At 69.8% G+C, this 17,168-nt stretch carries 15 protein-coding genes; 11 read left to right on the top strand and 4 right to left on the bottom strand.

Translation table 11 applies throughout. The features are described from left to right. Together ACSHT8_RS08420 and ACSHT8_RS08415 are read left to right on the top strand one after the other, a co-directional pair. A complete protein-coding gene (locus ACSHT8_RS08420; protein WP_436499369.1) occupies positions 1-1,104 on the top strand; it encodes a site-2 protease family protein in 1,104 nt (367 codons plus the stop codon). Positions 1,105-1,167: 63 nt separating this feature from the next. Beyond that, on the top strand, positions 1,168-2,001 hold the full coding sequence (locus ACSHT8_RS08415) for a tRNA (adenine-N1)-methyltransferase (protein ID WP_436499367.1): 834 nt from the start codon (positions 1,168-1,170) through the stop codon (positions 1,999-2,001). A gap of 215 nt (positions 2,002-2,216) precedes the next feature. Here ACSHT8_RS08415 and ACSHT8_RS08410 read toward each other — a convergent pair whose 3' ends face one another. Together ACSHT8_RS08410 and ACSHT8_RS08405 are read right to left on the bottom strand one after the other, a co-directional pair. Then, a complete protein-coding gene (locus tag ACSHT8_RS08410; RefSeq protein ID WP_436499365.1) occupies positions 2,217-3,005 on the bottom strand; it encodes a hypothetical protein in 789 nt (262 codons plus the stop codon). A gap of 91 nt (positions 3,006-3,096) precedes the next feature. After that, entirely contained in the window at positions 3,097-3,768 is a 672-nt protein-coding gene (locus ACSHT8_RS08405; protein WP_436499363.1) for a hypothetical protein, read from the bottom strand. Between the two features lie 480 nt (positions 3,769-4,248). Between ACSHT8_RS08405 and arc the strand changes: the two genes are divergently transcribed. Further along, on the top strand, positions 4,249-6,087 hold the full coding sequence (gene arc, locus ACSHT8_RS08400) for a proteasome ATPase (RefSeq protein ID WP_436499361.1): 1,839 nt from the start codon (positions 4,249-4,251) through the stop codon (positions 6,085-6,087). 86 nt (positions 6,088-6,173) lie between these two features. Then, on the top strand, positions 6,174-6,851 hold the full coding sequence (locus ACSHT8_RS08395) for a hypothetical protein (RefSeq protein WP_436499359.1): 678 nt from the start codon (positions 6,174-6,176) through the stop codon (positions 6,849-6,851). On the opposite strand, the gene ACSHT8_RS08390 is transcribed toward ACSHT8_RS08395, so the two are convergent. Beyond that, a complete protein-coding gene (locus ACSHT8_RS08390; protein WP_436499357.1) occupies positions 6,842-7,345 on the bottom strand; it encodes an NUDIX hydrolase in 504 nt (167 codons plus the stop codon). The genes ACSHT8_RS08395 and ACSHT8_RS08390 overlap by 10 nt on opposite strands. A gap of 163 nt (positions 7,346-7,508) precedes the next feature. On the opposite strand from ACSHT8_RS08390, the gene dop reads away from it, so the two are divergent. The 7 genes from dop to ACSHT8_RS08355 all read left to right on the top strand — a co-directional run bounded on the left by dop (position 7,509) and on the right by ACSHT8_RS08355 (position 16,357). Beyond that, entirely contained in the window at positions 7,509-9,014 is a 1,506-nt protein-coding gene (dop, locus tag ACSHT8_RS08385) for a depupylase/deamidase Dop (protein ID WP_436499355.1), read from the top strand. Between the two features lie 89 nt (positions 9,015-9,103). Then, a complete protein-coding gene (locus ACSHT8_RS08380) occupies positions 9,104-9,298 on the top strand; it encodes a ubiquitin-like protein Pup (protein ID WP_054046529.1) in 195 nt (64 codons plus the stop codon). Between the two features lie 50 nt (positions 9,299-9,348). Next, positions 9,349-10,203 carry a proteasome subunit beta gene (gene prcB, locus ACSHT8_RS08375; RefSeq protein ID WP_436499352.1) on the top strand — a complete coding sequence of 285 codons (855 nt, stop codon included), beginning with the start codon at positions 9,349-9,351 and terminating at the stop codon, positions 10,201-10,203. A 38-nt stretch (positions 10,204-10,241) separates the two neighbouring features. Beyond that, positions 10,242-11,024: a proteasome subunit alpha gene (prcA, locus tag ACSHT8_RS08370; RefSeq protein WP_436499350.1), complete on the top strand. Its 783-nt coding sequence runs from the start codon at positions 10,242-10,244 to the stop codon at positions 11,022-11,024. 403 nt (positions 11,025-11,427) lie between these two features. After that, positions 11,428-14,424, top strand: a complete 2,997-nt coding sequence (locus ACSHT8_RS08365) for a S8 family serine peptidase (protein WP_436499348.1) — start codon at positions 11,428-11,430, stop codon at positions 14,422-14,424. 205 nt (positions 14,425-14,629) lie between these two features. After that, positions 14,630-15,607 (top strand): LysR family transcriptional regulator, encoded by a 978-nt coding sequence (locus tag ACSHT8_RS08360; RefSeq protein ID WP_436499346.1) that lies wholly within the window; start codon positions 14,630-14,632, stop codon positions 15,605-15,607. A 147-nt stretch (positions 15,608-15,754) separates the two neighbouring features. Continuing rightward, on the top strand, positions 15,755-16,357 hold the full coding sequence (locus tag ACSHT8_RS08355) for a DUF899 family protein (RefSeq protein ID WP_436499344.1): 603 nt from the start codon (positions 15,755-15,757) through the stop codon (positions 16,355-16,357). Here ACSHT8_RS08355 and ACSHT8_RS08350 read toward each other — a convergent pair. Further along, a complete protein-coding gene (locus ACSHT8_RS08350; RefSeq protein WP_436499342.1) occupies positions 16,346-17,164 on the bottom strand; it encodes an MOSC domain-containing protein in 819 nt (272 codons plus the stop codon). The two genes, ACSHT8_RS08355 and ACSHT8_RS08350, sit on opposite strands and share 12 nt — an antisense overlap. Between the last annotated feature and the right edge of the window lie 4 nt (positions 17,165-17,168).

The following is a 17,168-nucleotide window of genomic DNA, read 5'->3' as shown; positions in this document are numbered from 1 at the left end:
ATGGCGAGCGCCGGACTCCTGCTGTTCCGCTACCGGGGTGTGCCCGTGGTGCTCGCGCCGTCGTGGTGGCTGGGCGCGGCCGCCGTCGTCGTGTTCTACACCCCGCTGGTCGGCAGTCTGCTGCCCGAGGCGACCACGGTGACCTCCATCCTGCTCGCCACTGCCTTCGCCGTGCTGCTCGGCGGCTCCGTCCTCGCCCACGAACTCGGCCACTGCGTCGTCGCGCTGCGGCTCGGGCTGCCGGTGCGCAGGCTTCGGCTGTTCCTGCTCGGTGGCCTGTCCGAGATCACCCGCACCCCGCGGCGCCCGGCGCACGAAGGGGTGGTCGCCGCCGCCGGGCCCGCCGTGTCGGTGCTGCTCGCCGCCGGCTTCGGGCTGGCGGCGCTCGTGATGCCCACGCAGACGCCGGTATGGCTGCTCGTGCTGGAGTGCGCGTTCGCCAACACCGCCGTCGCGGTGTTCAACCTGCTGCCCGGCCTGCCGCTCGACGGCGGCCGGATGCTGCGCGCGGGCGTCTGGGCCATCACCGGCAAACGCGGCACCGGCACCCAGGCCGCCGTCGTGGGCGGCTGGGCCGTCGCGGGTCTGCTCGTCGTGTGGGCGCTGTGGGGCCTGGCCGCCGACGCGCCCGACCGCTGGCTGCGGCTCGGCGTCTGCCTGCTGACCGCGTGGTTCGTCGCCGCGGGCGCGGGCGGTGAACTGACCGCCGAACGCCTGCGCACGTGGCCGCCCGGCCTGCGGCTGGCCGACATCGCCCGGCCGATCTTGCAGCTGCCCGCCGAGAGCCGCGTCGCCGACGCGCTCGCCGCCGCGGCGGGCCGCGGGGTCGTGCTGGTCCGGGCAGACGGCGTGGCCGCGGGCCTGCTCGACGAGGTCGCCGCCGTCGAACTGGTCGAGCGTTCCCCCGGCGCGCCCGCCGAACAGGCCGCCGAGCCCATCCGGCCCGACTCGGTGCTGCTCGCGAGCGAATCGGGCAAGGACATCATCGACCGCGTCCAGCACACCGCGTCCTGGCAGTTCCTCGTGGTCGACGACGAGGGCCGCCCGTGCGGTGTCCTGCACCGCGACGACCTGCGCGCCGCGCTCGACCGAGGGGTTGACTGACAGCCGCCCGCCTGCCTCTGCGACCATCTCAACCCGGTCAACCAGGCAGGAAGCGAGGCGTCGGTGTCGGCACGCAAGGTCAGCGGTCCCTTCGAGGCAGGGGACAGGGTCCAGCTCACCGACCCCAAGGGCAGGCACTACACCCTCGTCCTGCAGCCGGGGGAGAAGTACCACACCCACCGCGGCGCACTCGCCCACGACGACGTCATCGGCGCCCCCGAGGGCTCGCTGGTCACCTCCGCGGCGGGCACGTCCTACCTCGCCCTGCGCCCGCTGCTCTCCGACTACGTGCTGTCGATGCCGCGCGGCGCCCAGGTGATCTACCCCAAGGACGCCGCCCAGATCGTCATGCAGGGCGACATCTTCCCCGGCGCGCGCGTGCTGGAGGCCGGTGCCGGTTCTGGCGCGCTGACCTGCTCGCTGCTGCGGGCCGTCGGCCCGACGGGCAGCGTGACCTCCTACGAGATCCGCGACGACCACGCCGAACACGCCGAGCGCAACGTCCGGCAGTTCTACGGCGAGCACCCGGAGAACTGGACGCTCACCGTCGCCGACCTCGCCACGCACACCGGCGAGGTCGACCGGGTCATCCTCGACATGCTCGCGCCGTGGGACCAGCTGGAGACGGTCGCGGCCAACCTCATCCCCGGCGGCGTCCTCGTCGTCTACGTCGCCACCACCACCCAGCTGTCCCGGGTGACCGAGGCGCTGCGCGAGCAGACCTGCTGGACCGAGCCGCAGTCCTGGGAGACGCTGATCCGGCCGTGGCACGCCGTCGGCCTCGCCGTGCGCCCGGAGCACCGGATGATCGCCCACACCGCGTTCCTGCTCACCACCCGCAGGCTCGCCGACGGCGTGGTCACCCCCAAGCCGCAGCGCCGCCCCAGCAAGGGCTAGTGCTGTGGCCACATAGGTTCACCGGTTCTCGGCGGCGCAGCTTCCCGCTGGACGCACGGCCGAAAGGCGCTGGTACACCCAGTACAAGTCGCCTTCCGGCCGCGCGCCCAGCGGAAACCTGGACACGCCGATAACCGGCAAACCTATGTGGCCACAGCACTAAAAACGCCGGTGGCCAGGGCTTCCGCCCTGGCCACCCGGTAGCTGAGATCGCTTTACAGCGAAACGCACCAACCCTTGGACTTCTTCTCGAACACGATCGGGAAGTCGATCGGGTCGCTGTTGGCCACCACGACCTCGGTGTCGACCTTGCCACCGGCCGACCCGTAGATCTCCGGCTCGCCGACGACCTTCACCGTGCCGCCGTTGGGCGCCACGCTGGTGTACATGATGCCGGGGTCGGTCCCGTCGCAGGTCAGGCTCTTGGCCGTGGCCTCGTCCTTCTTGTTGACCGCCTCGGCGTACTTCAGGCCCGCGGCCTTGATGTCGTCGCCGCCACCGCCGCCCGCACCGCCGCCACCGCCCGCGGAGGTCTTCGTCGTCGTGGTGGTCTCCTCCGACGAGGTCTCCTCCTCCGACGTGGTGGTCTTGCTCGTCGTCTTCTTCCCGGTGGTGGTGGCGCTCGTGCTGGTGGAGCCGCCCCCGCCCGCGGTGTTGTTGTCATCGCCCTTGGTCAGGAAGTACACGCCCGCGCCCGCGCCGCCGAGCACCAGGATCGCGATGGCCACGATGGCCACGATCTTGCCGGTGTTCTTCTTCGGCGGGGGCACCATGCCGGGCTGGCCGTAGCCCTGTTGGGCGTACGGGTCCTGCGGCTGCTGGCCGTACGGGTCCTGGTAGCCGTACTGCTGCGGCTGCTGGCCGTAGGCGGGCTGCTGGCCATAGGGCTGCTGGCCGTAGCCGGGCTGCTGGGGCTGCTGGCCGTACGGGTCCTGCGGCTGCTGCGGCTGGCCGTAAGGGTCCTGCCCGTACGGACCGGGGGGCTGCTGCGGTGGGTAGGTCATCTCGCGGACCCGACTCCTTGGTTGTGCGAACGTCTGGCTTATGAATCGTCTGGAGTGAACTTAGTGTGAGCCCGCCGGGCGCACCCGCAAATCAGGCTTGTTCCTCGCCGCAGAATCGCCACACGCCGGATTCCTTGACGATCTTGATCCGGATCTGGGCCTTGGTGGGGGTGCCGCCGTCGGCGGTCAGCTCCAAGTCGATCTCCGCGGTGGCCGTGCTGCCCTTCACGACGGGGTCGCTCTTGGCCTCGCCGGTCACCTTGTACTTGCTGAGCTTGCTTTCGAGCTCGGTGGTGTCGGTGCCGTACTTCTTCTTGTATGCCTCGCACGCTTCCGCGGTGACCTCGGAGAAGTCCTTCTTCTCGTACGCGGTGATGTACGACTCGACGATCTCCTTCGGGTCGCTGCTGCCGCCCGACGGCTTGTCCGAGGTCTCCACCGGGCTGTCGTCGGCGCTCTTCGACGTCGTCGGCTTCGAGGTCGCCGAGGTCGACGTGGCTCCGGCGCCCGCGGTGGGGGAGTCCTTGTCCTTGGTGAGGAAGTAGACGCCGACCCCGGCGCCGACCAGCACGATCAGCGCGATCGCCACGATGGCGATGATCTTGCCGGTGTTGTTCGGCTTGGGCGCCTGCGGCGGCTGCGGGTAGCCGCCGAAGCCCTGGTAGGCCGGCTGGGTGCCGAACGGGTCAGGTTGCTGGCCGTAGGGTCCCGACGGCGGCTGCTGGCCGTACGGTCCCGGCGGCTGCTGCGGTGGGTAGGTCATGCGCGCCCCTGACTCCTAGTGTCTGCACCCCGCGTGGGTCCGCGGTCCTGCGTCGTCCTCTAGACGGCTGACTGGGCCGTCCCGTTCCACGCCAAACTATCCCGGTCGCACCGACGCCGTGGTATGGGCATGCTATTGGGCTCCCCGCCGCCGGACCGCCGCCCGCGGGACTCCGCGCAGCCGCGATTAGGTGACGAAATGAGAACACTCGCGGCAGCCGCGTTCCGTGACGGATGCCCCTGCGTCCCGTGAGGTGTCCACATGGTGGCCAAAAGGGGTTGCCAATGTGGAGCGCGGTTGGCGTAATACACCGACGCAACGTAGCGGTGTGGCGCGTCGCGGCATGACCGACTTGGCGGATCAAGTGCAGCCGAGTGGGTATTGCCGGGGCGTGACACGCGGGTTCCGACATCCGGAAGCTCTGTTGTTGTCGGTGATCGCCGGTACCGTAGAAGTACGAGTTCGGGAGGAGGTGCCGACATGCAGCACGATCGTCCCGGCAGTCGGCCAGAAGAAGCCGACGATGAGCACGGTGACACGCCCGGCCAGCCAGACGAGCGCGAGTCGCGCTCGGAGGCCGCGCAGATCCGATTCCTCGAAGAGGAAGTCTCCCTGCTGCGCCGGAAACTGACGGAATCGCCGCGGCATTCGCGGCTGCTCGAACAGCGGTTGGCCGAAGCGTCGGAGCGAGTGAGTCAGCTCACCGAGCGCAACGCCAAGCTGGTCGACACACTGCGCGAGGCACGCGGGCAGCTACTCGCCCTGCGTGAGGAGGTCGACCGCCTCGCGCAACCGCCTAGTGGTTACGGAGTGTTCCTGACCGGCCACGACGACGGCACCGTGGACGTGTTCACCGCCGGCAGGCGGATGCGCGTCTCGGTGTCACCCGCCGTGGAGGCCGACACACTGCGCCGGGGCCAGTCGGTCCGGCTCAACGAGGCACTGACCGTGGTCGAAGGGGGTGGCTACGAGCGCATCGGCGAGGTGTCGACGCTGCGCGAGTTGCTCACCACCGACGACGAGGAGAAGGCGACCCGCGCGCTCGTCGTCGGCCACGCCGATGAGGAACGAGTGGTCTGGCTCGCCGACCCGCTGTCCGATTCGCCGCTCAAGCCCGGCGACTCGCTGCTGGTCGACACCAAGTCCGGCTACGCGTACGAGCGGGTGCCCAAGGCCGAAGTGGAAGATCTAGTCCTGGAGGAGGTGCCCGACGTCGACTACGCCGACATCGGTGGCCTGTTCCGGCAGATCGAGCAGATCCGCGACGCCGTCGAGCTGCCGTTCCTGCACGCCGACCTGTTCGCCGAGTACGAGCTGCGCCCGCCCAAGGGCGTGCTGCTCTACGGCCCGCCTGGCTGCGGCAAGACGCTCATCGCCAAGGCGGTGGCGAACTCGCTGGCCAAGCAGGTCGCGGCGGCCCGCGCGGCGAGCGATCCCGAAGCCAAGGGCAAGCCGTCCGAGGCGAAGTCCTACTTCCTGAACATCAAGGGTCCCGAGCTGCTCAACAAGTTCGTCGGCGAGACCGAGCGGCACATCAGGCTGATCTTCCAGCGGGCGCGCGAGAAGGCGTCCGAGGGCACCCCGGTGATCGTGTTCTTCGACGAGATGGACTCGATCTTCCGAACCCGAGGCAGCGGCGTGTCCTCCGATGTGGAGACCACGATCGTCCCGCAGCTGCTGAGCGAGATCGACGGTGTGGAGGGCCTGGAGAACGTCATCGTCATCGGCGCGTCCAACCGCGAGGACATGATCGACCCGGCGATCCTGCGACCAGGCAGGCTCGACGTGAAGATCAAGATCGAGCGGCCGGACGCGGAGGCGGCGAAGGACATCTTCTCCAAGTACCTCACCAGCACACTGCCGATCCACGAAGAGGACATGGCCGAGTTCGGCGGCGACCGCCGCGCGTGCATCGATGCCATGATCCAGCACACGGTCGAGCGTATGTACGAGGAAACCGAGGAGAACCGGTTCCTCGAGGTCACCTACGCCAACGGCGACAAGGAAGTCCTCTACTTCCGCGACTTCAACTCCGGCGCGATGATCCAGAACATCGTCGACCGGGCGAAGAAGGCGGCGATCAAGTCGGTGCTGGAGACCCAGCAGCGCGGCCTGCGGGTGCAACACCTGCTCGACGCGATCGTCGACGAGTTCGCCGAGAACGAGGACCTGCCCAACACCACCAACCCGGACGACTGGGCCCGGATCTCGGGCAAGAAGGGCGAGCGCATCGTCTACATCCGAACCCTGGTGACCGGCAAGAACCAGGACTCGGGCCGGGCGATCGACACCGCCACGAACACCGGTCAGTACCTGTAAGGACAGTCGAGACGAGACCCCGCACGAATCCGTGCGGGGTCTCGTCTTGTAGGTTTTCGCGCAAAGATCGAGACGAAGGGGACGTCGTGCGCCGAGTGCGGTTCCTGGTGACCGCGGCGGTGCTGCCGGTCCTGCTCACCGCGGCCTGCTCAGACCGCCCCAACGATCTCTACCAGTACTACGACGACCCTACGTCGGACGTGCCGACCACCGCGCGCCCCTCGGCGCCGCCTTCTTCTTCGGCGCCACGGCAGGCTCCGTCGACCACGGCCAAGCCCGTCGACCTGACCCCGGTCGCGCTGTCGGCGACCGACCTGGCCGCCGAGCAGGTCACCGCGGACGGCGTCGAACCCCGGTTCCCGGTCCGGCTCACCGACTGCTCGGCGCCGCTGAAGCCCACCGACAACGGCACCACCGCGCGCTGGAAGTACGCCACCGGCTCTGTGCTTACCCAGAGCGTCGCCGCGTACCCGACCTCGGCCGCGTCGGTCGTCGCCACCCTGCGGGACCACCTGGTGTGTGGCTTCTTCCTCGTCGACACCCAGCGCTTCACGATGGAGGGCGGCGCGGACGTAACGCTGCCCGGGACCGACGCCCAGGTCAGCTGGTGCGCCACCGGCCCGAAGCGATCGACGTGCTCGGTCGCGGTCGCGGTCGGCCGTCACCTGACCGTGCTGAGCGTGGAGGCCGCGGGCACCCCGCGGGCCCGATCCGCGATCACCCGCCTCGCCCCGCTGGCCGCCGCGAAGCTGGCTCAGGACTGACGGCGGAACCACTCCTCGACCGCGATCCGCCCGTCCGGCACGAACGGCCACGCCGGGTCGTCCAGTCTGGCCCGCAGCTCGGCCACCGTCATCCACCCGCCCCAGGCGATCTCCTCGTCCTGGAGCACGACCTCGCCGTCCCAGAACACCTCGTAGGCGAACAGATGGATGCGGGTGTGCTCCAGGTCGACGCTGAGGGTGAACAGCGGGTTGAGCGGCACTCCGTCGATGCCGAGTTCCTCCGCCAGCTCCCGCCGCGCGCACTCCAGCGGCGTCTCGCCCGCGGCCACCACACCGCCAGCCCAGCAGTCGTGCATGCCGGGGAAGACGTCTTTGTCGTCGGTGCGCCGGTGCACGTGGACGCGGTCGCCGGAGCGGACGAGGATGGCCCCACAGGCGTGCCAGAGTCCTTCCGCGCGCATCCTGGCCCTGGTCGCGGAGCCGGTCACCGCGCCGTCGGCCGAGTAGATCGCCACCAGTTCGTCGTTCGCCACACCGCCGATGTTGGCACGGCTCGCTCCTGCTCCTGGCAAACGGGGCTGACGGCCAGGGCATCCTGCTGGACGCGGTGTTACGCCGCCCCCGGCGGTTTCAGTTGCAGGGGCCGTGCAGCGGCTCACCGTCCAACCGTCCGCCCAGCCCCGTAGGGTGGTCGCTATGCGGCGGATCATGGGAACCGAGGTCGAGTACGGCATTTCCGTGCCGGGCGACCCGACGGCCAACCCGGTTTTGACATCGACCCAGGTCGTGCTGGCCTACGCCGCGGCGGCGGACATCCCGCGGGCCCGGCGGGCGCGCTGGGACTACGAGGTGGAGTCGCCGCTGCGGGACGCGCGGGGCTTCGACCTGGGGGCGCCCGGGATGGCGCCCGATCCCGACGTCGAGGACCTCGGCGCGGCCAACGTGATCCTCACCAACGGGGCCCGGCTCTACGTCGACCACGCCCACCCCGAGTACTCCGCGCCCGAGGTCACCAACGCGCGGGACGCGGTGATCTGGGACAAGGCGGGGGAGCGGGTCATGGAGGAGGCCGCCATGCGCGCGGCCACCGTGCCCGGGCAGCCGCGGCTGCAGCTCTACAAGAACAACGTCGACGGCAAGGGCGCCAGCTACGGCACCCACGAGAACTACCTGATGGCGCGCAACACGCCGTTCACCGCCGTCATCGCGGGCCTGACGCCGTTCTTCGCCTCCCGGCAGGTCATCTGCGGCTCAGGCCGCGTCGGCATCGGCGTCGCGGGGGAGGAGGCGGGCTTCCAACTGTCCCAGCGCGCCGACTACATCGAGGTCGAGGTCGGCCTGGAGACCACGCTCAAGCGCGGCATCATCAACACCCGCGACGAGCCGCACGCCGACGCCGACAAATACCGGCGCCTGCACGTCATCATCGGCGACGCGAACCTCGCCGAGACGTCGACCTACCTCAAGGTGGGCACCACCGCGCTGGTCCTGGACATGATCGAGTCCGGGGTCCGGTTCGACCACCTGAAGCTGGCCGACCCGGTGCGCGCGGTGCACGTGATCAGCCACGACCCGACCCTGAAGGCCACCGTCGAGCTGTCGAACGGCCGCAAGTTCACCGGCCTCGACATCCAGTCGGCCTACCTGGACATGGTCGCCGAGCACCTCGACCGCGCCGACATCGACCGGGTGTCCCTCGACGTGCTGCGCGTGTGGGGCGACATCCTCGACGCGCTCAAGCGCGACCCGATGGAGTGCGCGGACCGGCTCGACTGGCCCGCCAAGTTGCGCCTGCTGGAGGGCTTCCGGTCCCGCGACGGCCTGAACTGGAACTCGCCGCGGCTGCAGCTGGTCGACCTGCAGTACTCCGACGTGCGTCTCGACAAGGGCCTCTACAACCGCCTGGTGGCCCGCGGCTCGATGAAGCGCCTGGTCACCGAGGAGGAGGTGCGCGCGGCGATCACCACCCCGCCGCAGGACACCCGCGCCTACTTCCGCGGCCGCTGCCTGGAGCGCTACCCGAACTCGATCGCGGCCGCCTCGTGGGATTCGGTCATCTTCGATCTAGGCCGCGAATCCCTGGTCCGCATCCCCACCCTGGAGCCCCTGCGCGGCACCAAGGCGCACGTCGGAGAGCTGCTCGACGCCGCGGACACCGCTGAACAGCTCGTCGACAAGCTCACCGGGTCCACCAAGCGCTAAGCGAACGGATCTTGTCACCGGCGCGGACGGCGACGAAAGTCGGTGTGGCTGGGTAGTGTTCTCAGTAGGCCAGACGATCGGGAGGCGAGATGTCCCAGGAGCAGAAGCAGCGGCAGGGCGGCGGTGACGGCGACGAGGGGGTCGACGAGACCACCGCGGCCGGGCAGGAGCGCCGCGAGAAGCTCGGTGACGACACCGACGCGATCCTCGACGAGATCGACGACGTCCTCGAGGAGAACGCCGAGGACTTCGTCCGCGCGTACGTGCAAAAGGGCGGCCAGTAACCACCCCGAGCACAAGCCCAGCCCGATCAGCGACAGGATTGAAAGAAGGCATGGAACACACCTCGTCCCGAGGGCAGCTGGGTGCGTCGCTCCCGCCTGCCTACCTGTCCGCCGGAACGTCCTCGTTCACCGACTTCCTGCACAGCCAGGCCCCTGAGCTGCTGCCCGGCCGCCGGGTGCCGCAGTCGGCGGTGAGCGCCGCGGACATCCCGCACGGCACCACGATCGTCGCCGTCACGTTCAACGGCGGCGTCCTGATCGCGGGCGACCGGCGGGCCACCGCGGGCAACCTGATCGCGCAGCGGGACATCGAGAAGGTGTACCTGACCGACGACTACTCGTCGGTGGGCATCGCGGGCACCGCCGGTCTCGCGGTGGAGCTGGTCCGCCTCTACACGGTGGAACTGCGCCACTACGAGAAGATCGAGGGCGTCGCGCTGTCGCTGGACGGCAAGACGAACAAGCTGGCCAGCATGGTCCGCGGCAACCTCGACGTGGCGATGGCGGGCCTCGCCGTGCTGCCGCTGTTCGTCGGCTACGACATCGACGCCGACGACCCGGCCACCGCGGGCCGGATCGTCTCCTTCGACGTCACCGGCGGCCGCTACGAGGAGCGCGCGGGCTTCCACGCCATCGGCTCCGGCTCGATGTTCGCCAAGTCCGCGCTGAAGAAGCTCTACACGCCGGACGGCGACAAGGCCGCCGCTGTCCGCGCCGCCGTCGAGGCGCTCTACGACGCCGCCGACGACGACTCCGCCACCGGTGGCCCGGACATGGCCCGCCGGATCTACCCCAGCATCGTCACCATCACCGCCGACGACGGCGCGGTGCGGCTGAGCGAGGACGACACCGCGGCGGTAGCCGCCGAAGTGGTGTCCGCCCGCTCCGCCCGCCCCCGCGGCTGACCCGACCCCTCTGACTGCCCAGTGAAGGAGCCCGCACCGTGACGATGCCGTTGTACGCCTCTCCCGAGCAGCTGATGCGCGACCGCTCGGAGTACGCCCGCAAGGGCATCGCCCGGGGCCGCAGCGTCGTCGCGCTCAAGTACGCCGACGGCGTGCTGTTCGTCGCGGAGAACCCGTCGGCGACGCTGCACAAGGTCTCGGAGATCTACGACCGCATCGGCTTCGCCGCGGCGGGCCGCTACAGCGAGTACGAGAGCCTGCGCCGCGGCGGCATCCGCCACGTCGACCTGTGGGGCTACTCCTACGACCGCCGCGACGTCTCCGCCAGGCAGCTGGCCAACGTCTACGCCCAGACCCTCGGCACGATCTTCACCGAGCAGGTCAAGCCGATGGAGGTCGAGATCTGCGTGGCCGAGGTCGGCGCCACGGCCAAGCAGGACCAGCTCTACCGGCTCACCTACGACGGCTCGATCGTCGACGAGCCGCAGTTCCTGGTGATGGGCGGGCAGACCGACACGATCGTCGCCTCGCTCAAGGAGACCTTCCAGGAGGCCATCCCGCTCAGCGACGCCGTCCGGCTCGCCGTGAAGGCGCTGTCGACGGGTTCGTCGGGCGCCGCGGCGGCCGCGGGGGAGACCACGCTCGACAAGCTCGAAGTGGCTGTCCTGGACCGCAAGCGGCCCACCCGGGCTTTCCGCCGCATCACCGGTGCCGCGCTGACGTCGCTGCTGCCCGCCGACGAGCAGCCCGCGCAGGAAGCGCCGTCCTCCCCGGCCAAGCCGATCGAGGACGTCCAACTCCCGCCCACCGAGGATCAGTAGCAGGCAGACTCCGCAGTGGACACAGGCCCCGCCCCCAACAGGCGGGGCCTGTGTGCTGTCCGGGCGCAACGCCGTGTTGGGACCTGATTGGCCTAGTCGATTGCCCGAATAGCGGGACGACTTTCTGTTGCCTACGGTTACCGCCATGTCAACGGAGCGGCATAGTCGCAGGTCACATGGATGTTATGCCCTTCCGGGATGGGTAGAACCCGTCCTACGCCAGTCATAGTCCCGTTCAACGATTCACCTGATCAGACGATCAATGGTCGCGTGAGGGCAGGCCACGTCTGGTGCGGCGAATCGGCCCCTGCCCCAATGCACAAAGGACGAACCCATGCTCGGTGCCACACCGAGGCGGCGCGCGGCAACGCTCGCGGTCTCTGTAGCGCTCGTGGGTGCCGCCGTGGCGATCCCCGGATTCGCCAACGCCGCACCAGATCCTGAATCCCCCATCCGCCTCGTGACCGGCGAGTTCTACCCGAGCGCCGCGGCCAAGCTCCCGCAGGGCCTGGAGAACCAGACCCTGGGTGCCACCGAGCGTGGCAGCTACCTCGTCCAGTTCAGCGGCCCCGTCCGCGAGGAGTGGAAGGCCGGTCTGACCGCGATCGGCGCCCAGATCGTCGAGTACATCCCCGACAACGCGTTCAAGGTCCGGATGAACCCGGGCCAGGCCAACCGCGCGGGCAAGCTCGCGGGTGTCCACTGGGTCGGCCGCTACCAGGCCGCCTGGAAGGTCACCAAGGACGCCAAGGCCAAGATCGACGAGGGCAAGGCGGGCATCTACAAGGTCCGCGCCGAGTCCGGTGTCGACATCGCCGCGCTGCGCAAGTCGGCCGAGGCCACCGGCGCGGTCGTGTCCAAGTCCGCCGACGGCACGCTGCTGCTGGCCGCCGACCCGGCCCAGGCGAACAAGATCGCGGGCATCGAGGACGTCGCGTTCGTCGACAAGTTCCGCATCCAGGAGAAGCACAACGAGCACGCCGCCGGTGTGCTGATGAAGGCCACCGAGGCCAACGCGCGCGGCTACGACGGCTCCACCCAGATCGTCGCGGTCGCCGACACCGGCCTCGGCGGCGGCACCGCCGCCACCGCGCACCCGGACATCCCGGCCGCGCGCATCCAGGCGATCCACTCGTGGGTCGGCGCCGACTCGATCGGCTGCTACGACGTGCAGGGCAACGGCGCGGTCGACGAGGACAGCGGCCACGGCACCCACGTCGCGGTCTCCGTGGTCGGCGACGGCATGGCCGACGGCACCGGCAAGGCCGCCGCGTACGGCGCGCGCCTGGTGTTCCAGGCCGTCGAGGACTACGTCGACATGCAGGGCGCCTGCGCCGCGCAGTACGCCGACGGCTACTACCTGCTGGGCCTGCCCGACGACCTCGCGGGCCTGTTCCAGGAGGCCTACAACGACGGCGCCCGCGTGCACTCCAACTCGTGGGGATCGAACGCCGCGGGCCAGTACACCGACAACTCGCAGGCCGCGGACAAGTTCATCAACACCCACCGCGACATGCTCGTCAGCTTCAGCGCGGGCAACGAGGGCATCGACGCCAACGCCGACGGCGTGATCGACAACGACTCCATCGGCGCGCCCGCCACGGCGAAGAACGTGCTGACCGTCGGCGCCTCGGAGAACGGCAAGCTCCAGTCGCCGTGTGACGCGAGCCTGACCTACACCCCGCAGACGGCCAAGGAGCAGGCGACCTTCAACAACCGGTCCTGCCGCGACGTCAACGGCCAGAACATCATCCCGACCTGGGGTGCCTGGTGGCCGGACGACTACCCGGCCGAGCCGATCAAGTCCGACTCGCAGACCGGCAACCCGCAGCAGGTCACCGCGTTCTCCAGCCGCGGTCCGACAGACGACGGCCGGATCAAGCCCGACGTCGTCGCCCCCGGTTCCTGGATCCTGTCGGGCTACTCCGACCGCTTCCAGCAGCAGTACGACGGCGCCGGGGCCAACAAGCCCACCAACGGCGCGCCGCAGAACGACGGCTACGGCTTCCCGCTGAACGACGACTACAAGTACTTCAGCGGCACGTCGATGTCGAACCCGCTGGCCGCCGGTGGCGCCACGGTCGTGCGCGACTTCTACAACAAGAAGTACTCGGTCAACGCCTCCGCGGCGCTGGTCAAGGGCACCCTGGTCAACTCGGCGACCGACCTGCTCGACGAGAACGGCGACGGGCAGAACGACAACGACCTGCCTATCCCGAACTCACACGAGGGCTGGGGTTTCGTGAACCTCGACAAGGCCACCGCGGGCACCGCCAAGTACGTCGACGAGGCGGCGGCGGGCCTGGCCACGGGCGGCCTGTCGGAGACCAAGTACAACGTCGAGGCCGGTCAGCCGCTCAAGATCACGCTGGCCTACTCCGACAAGGAGGCGGCGATCAACGCGGCCGTCACCCTGGTCAACGACCTCGACCTGGAGGTCGTGTCGCCGACCGGCACCGTCTACCGCGGCAACGTGTTCGCGGGCGGCTGGTCGAACAGCGGCGGCACCGCCGACCGGCGCAACAACCTGGAGAACGTCTACCTCCAGAACCCGGCCGCGGGTGAGTGGACCGTCCGGGTGCGTGGCTTCAACGTGCCCTCGGGTCCGCAGAAGTTCGCGCTCGTGGTCGACGGCAAGTTCGGCACCGGCGGCACCAACGCCAACCCGGTCGTCACCAACCCCGGCAACCAGTCGACTAAGATCAACACTGCGGTGAACCTGCAGGTCCAGGCGACCGACGCCAACGGTGACACCCTCACCTACGCCGCGTCCGGCCTGCCAGCGGGCCTGAGCATCGGCGCCAACAACGGCCTGATCTCCGGCACCCCGACCACCGTCGGGAACAGCAACGTGACCGTCACGGTCACCGACGGCAAGGGCGGCAGCGGCAACACCGCCTTCACCTGGGCCGTCACCAACACCACCACGCCCACGCAGTTGCTCGCCAACGCGGGCTTCGAGTCCGGCAACACCGGCTGGAGCGGGTCCACCACCGGAGTCATCACCAACTCCACAAGCCGCCCGACCCACGGCGGCACCTGGTGGGCCGGGTTCGGCGGCAACGGCCGCTCGACGACGGAGAACCTGTACCAGCAGGTCACCATCCCGGCGTCGGCGACCAGCGTGAGCGCGAGCTACTGGGTCCGGATCGACACGGCGGAGAACACGACGTCGGTCCAGTACGACAAGCTGCAGCTGCAGGTGCTCAACAGCTCGGGCACGGTGCTGACCACCCTCGGTACCCTCTCGAACCTGAACAAGAGCACGTCCTACGTCCAGAAGACGTACGACCTGTCGGCCTACAAGGGCCAGACGATCCGGCTGCGGTGGACCGCGACGGAGGACTACTCGCTGCAGACGACCTTCGCGGTGGACGACGCCGCGCTGACCGTCTCGTAGTCAGCGGGTGAGAGCACCCGTGGCGCGGTCGGCGTGAACCGGCCGCGCCACGGTGTATGAAGTTGAATGGTGAAACGGGTTCGGCGCCATCTTGGGTAGAGGGCGCCGGACCCGTTTTGACACGCTCGGAGCCCGAAATGTGGGGGTCATCCCACGATGCGCGCAGAAATTTGCATAACGTCGGCGCAGAGGGCATAACTTTGGTGTGCACGAGCTGGAACTTCGCCACCTTCGAGTCATCATCGCCGTCGCCGACGCGGGCAGCCTGTCCAAGGCCGCCGTCCAACTCGGGGTCTCGCAACCCGCGCTGACCGCCCAGCTGCAGCGTCTGGAGCGGCGCGTCGGCGGGATGCTGTTCGCCAGGTCGGGCACCGGCGTCGTGCCGACCGATCTGGGCAGCTACGTGCTCTCGTCCGCCCGTGTGGTGCTCAGCGACGTCGACGACCTCATGGCGGGGATCAAGCAGCGCACGCAGGCGGTCACGGTCGCGGGCACCATCCGGGTCGGCGGTCTGCCCGGTCTGATCGTCCCGCTGTTCGCCACCTCCATCGCCGAGCGCCTCGGCGGCACCGAGGTCGCGCTGGAGATCGACCCCAGCCCGACCGACCTGGTCCGCAAGGTGGCCGACGGCAAGATCGACTTCGCCATCCTGGAGGAGAGCCCCGGCTTCCGCACGCCGATGCCCGCCCAGGTCCACAGCCGGGTGATGCTCAGCGCCCCGATCTTCGTCGCCCTCGCCGAGAGCCACCGCCTCGCCGACGTCGGCGACCTGGAGCTGCGCGACCTGGCCGAGGAGAGCTGGGTGCTGCCGCCCATCGCCGAGGTGCCCGAGCAACTGGCCCTGGTGCGCGCGTGCGCGGGCAGCGGCTTCACCCCGCGGATCAAGTACGAGGTCTCGGACACGACCACCACGCGGGCGCTGGTGCAGGCGGGCGCGGTGACCCTGGCCAAGCCGGTCGCCCGGGAGGGCGGTGGCCTGGTGATCCGGGCGATCGTCGGGACGCCGCTGCGCATGGAGGTCGTGTTGATCTGGAACGAGGAGAGCACGCTCGCGGGCGCCATCGAGTCGGCGCCCGCCTCGCTGCTGTCGGCCTATTCGCAGCTCTCCGACACCAACCCGCTCTTCGCGGCGTGGTGGGACGCCAACAAGGACTCACCCGCCGAGGCGGCCGGTCGGCGTTGATGCGCGGCGCCGGGCGGGAGTAGACATGGTGGATGTCCAGCCATGAACTCCCGCCGATCGCCGATCGACAGACCTGGCAGGCGAAGGTCGACGAGCTCCGGGTCAAGGAGAAGGCCCACACCCGCGCCGGGGACGCGCTGGCCGCCGATGGTCGAGGTCGATCCGGCCACGAGGCTGATCGGGTCCGACGGGCCGGTTTCGCTGGTCGACGTCTTCGACGGCCGGTCGCAGCTGATCGCCTACTTCCAGATGTGGCACACCGGCAAGCCCGCCGCGGAGCAGTGCGAGGGCTGCACCTTCTCCACCGCCCACATGGGCGAGCTGTCTTACCTCCACTCGCGGGACGTCACCTACGCGACCTTCTCCGAGGGGGCGTACGAGGAGAGCTCGCGCTACCGCGACTTCATGGGCTGGACCATGCCCTGGTACTCGGTGCCGCGCGAGTCCGTGGCCGAGCTGGTCGCGGACCGGCACTTCGGCATCCTGGTCAGCTACCTGCGCGATGGCGACCGGGTCTTCGAGACCTACTGGACCACCGGCCGCGGCAACGAGCCGATGGCGCCGTCGTACGGGCTGCTGGACATGACGGTCTACGGCAGGCAGGAGTACTGGGAGGACTCGCCGGAGGGCTGGCCTCAGCGGTGGGGGTCCCGGGGCGGCCAGTTCCGGCTGGACGGGCGTCCGACCGCCCAGTGGTCCCGGATCGAGGCCGGACGCGACGACGACCTCGGGCCGCGCTCAGAACTCTGAGTCGCCCCAGGCGTCGATGGTGAGCGAGTCGCCGACGGACAGCTTGCCCGGGCGGGTGACGCTGAACTTCGCGCCGAACGCGACGCCGCCCTCGGTCCTGCGGTAGTCGGCCAGGGTCCGCAGCGGCTCCGGACCCGCCTTGACGCCCGCCTGTTGGTCGACGGTCGTGACGGCGCAGCGGATGGCGAGCTTCGTGTACGCCAGCTCGCAGTCGCCGATCCGCACGCGGCGCAGGCGGTCCTCGACGGACGGCTCGTCCCAGCCGTCGACCACGACGTTCACCCGGAACCGGTCGAGCGGCAGCGGGGCCGCGCCGCGGCGGGCCAGGCGGTCGTTCAGCTCGGCGAGCGTGGCCAGGCTCAGCAGGTGAACCGCAGAGCTGTCCGCGTAGCCGGAGGTGCCCGCCACCTGCCCATCGGTGACCCTGGCGTGCTCCGGCGGCACCCGCACCAGCCTGCTCGGCTCGCCCAGCGCCTCGGTCAGCCAGCCCGCCGCGTCGTCGCCGAGGTCGATGCCCTGGAACGGCGCCTTGAACAGGACCACATCGCGCCGGGGCGCGGTCAGGTCGACCGGGACGTCGATCGGGGCGAGGCCGTCGGCGCGCAGGGTGATGCCCGACTCGGTGACGGTCGGGCGGATCCTGGCGAGGCTGGGGGAGCGGCGCTGGCTGCGGAACACCCCGTCCTCGTCGGTGACCATGAACGTGCGGTCGTGGGCCAGCCCGGCGGCCGTGGTGACCACGTCGGGCAGCGACGTGCCCGCGCAGCCCTTGATCGGGAAGGTGTTCAACTCAACGACTGTCGCCACACCG

Origin of the sequence: Actinokineospora sp. HUAS TT18 (assembly GCF_051364635.1) — a bacterium.
GTDB lineage: Bacteria > Actinomycetota > Actinomycetes > Mycobacteriales > Pseudonocardiaceae > Actinokineospora.
The sequence above is the reverse complement of the archived record's forward strand: the minus strand, read 5'-3'. Positions and strand labels throughout refer to the sequence as shown.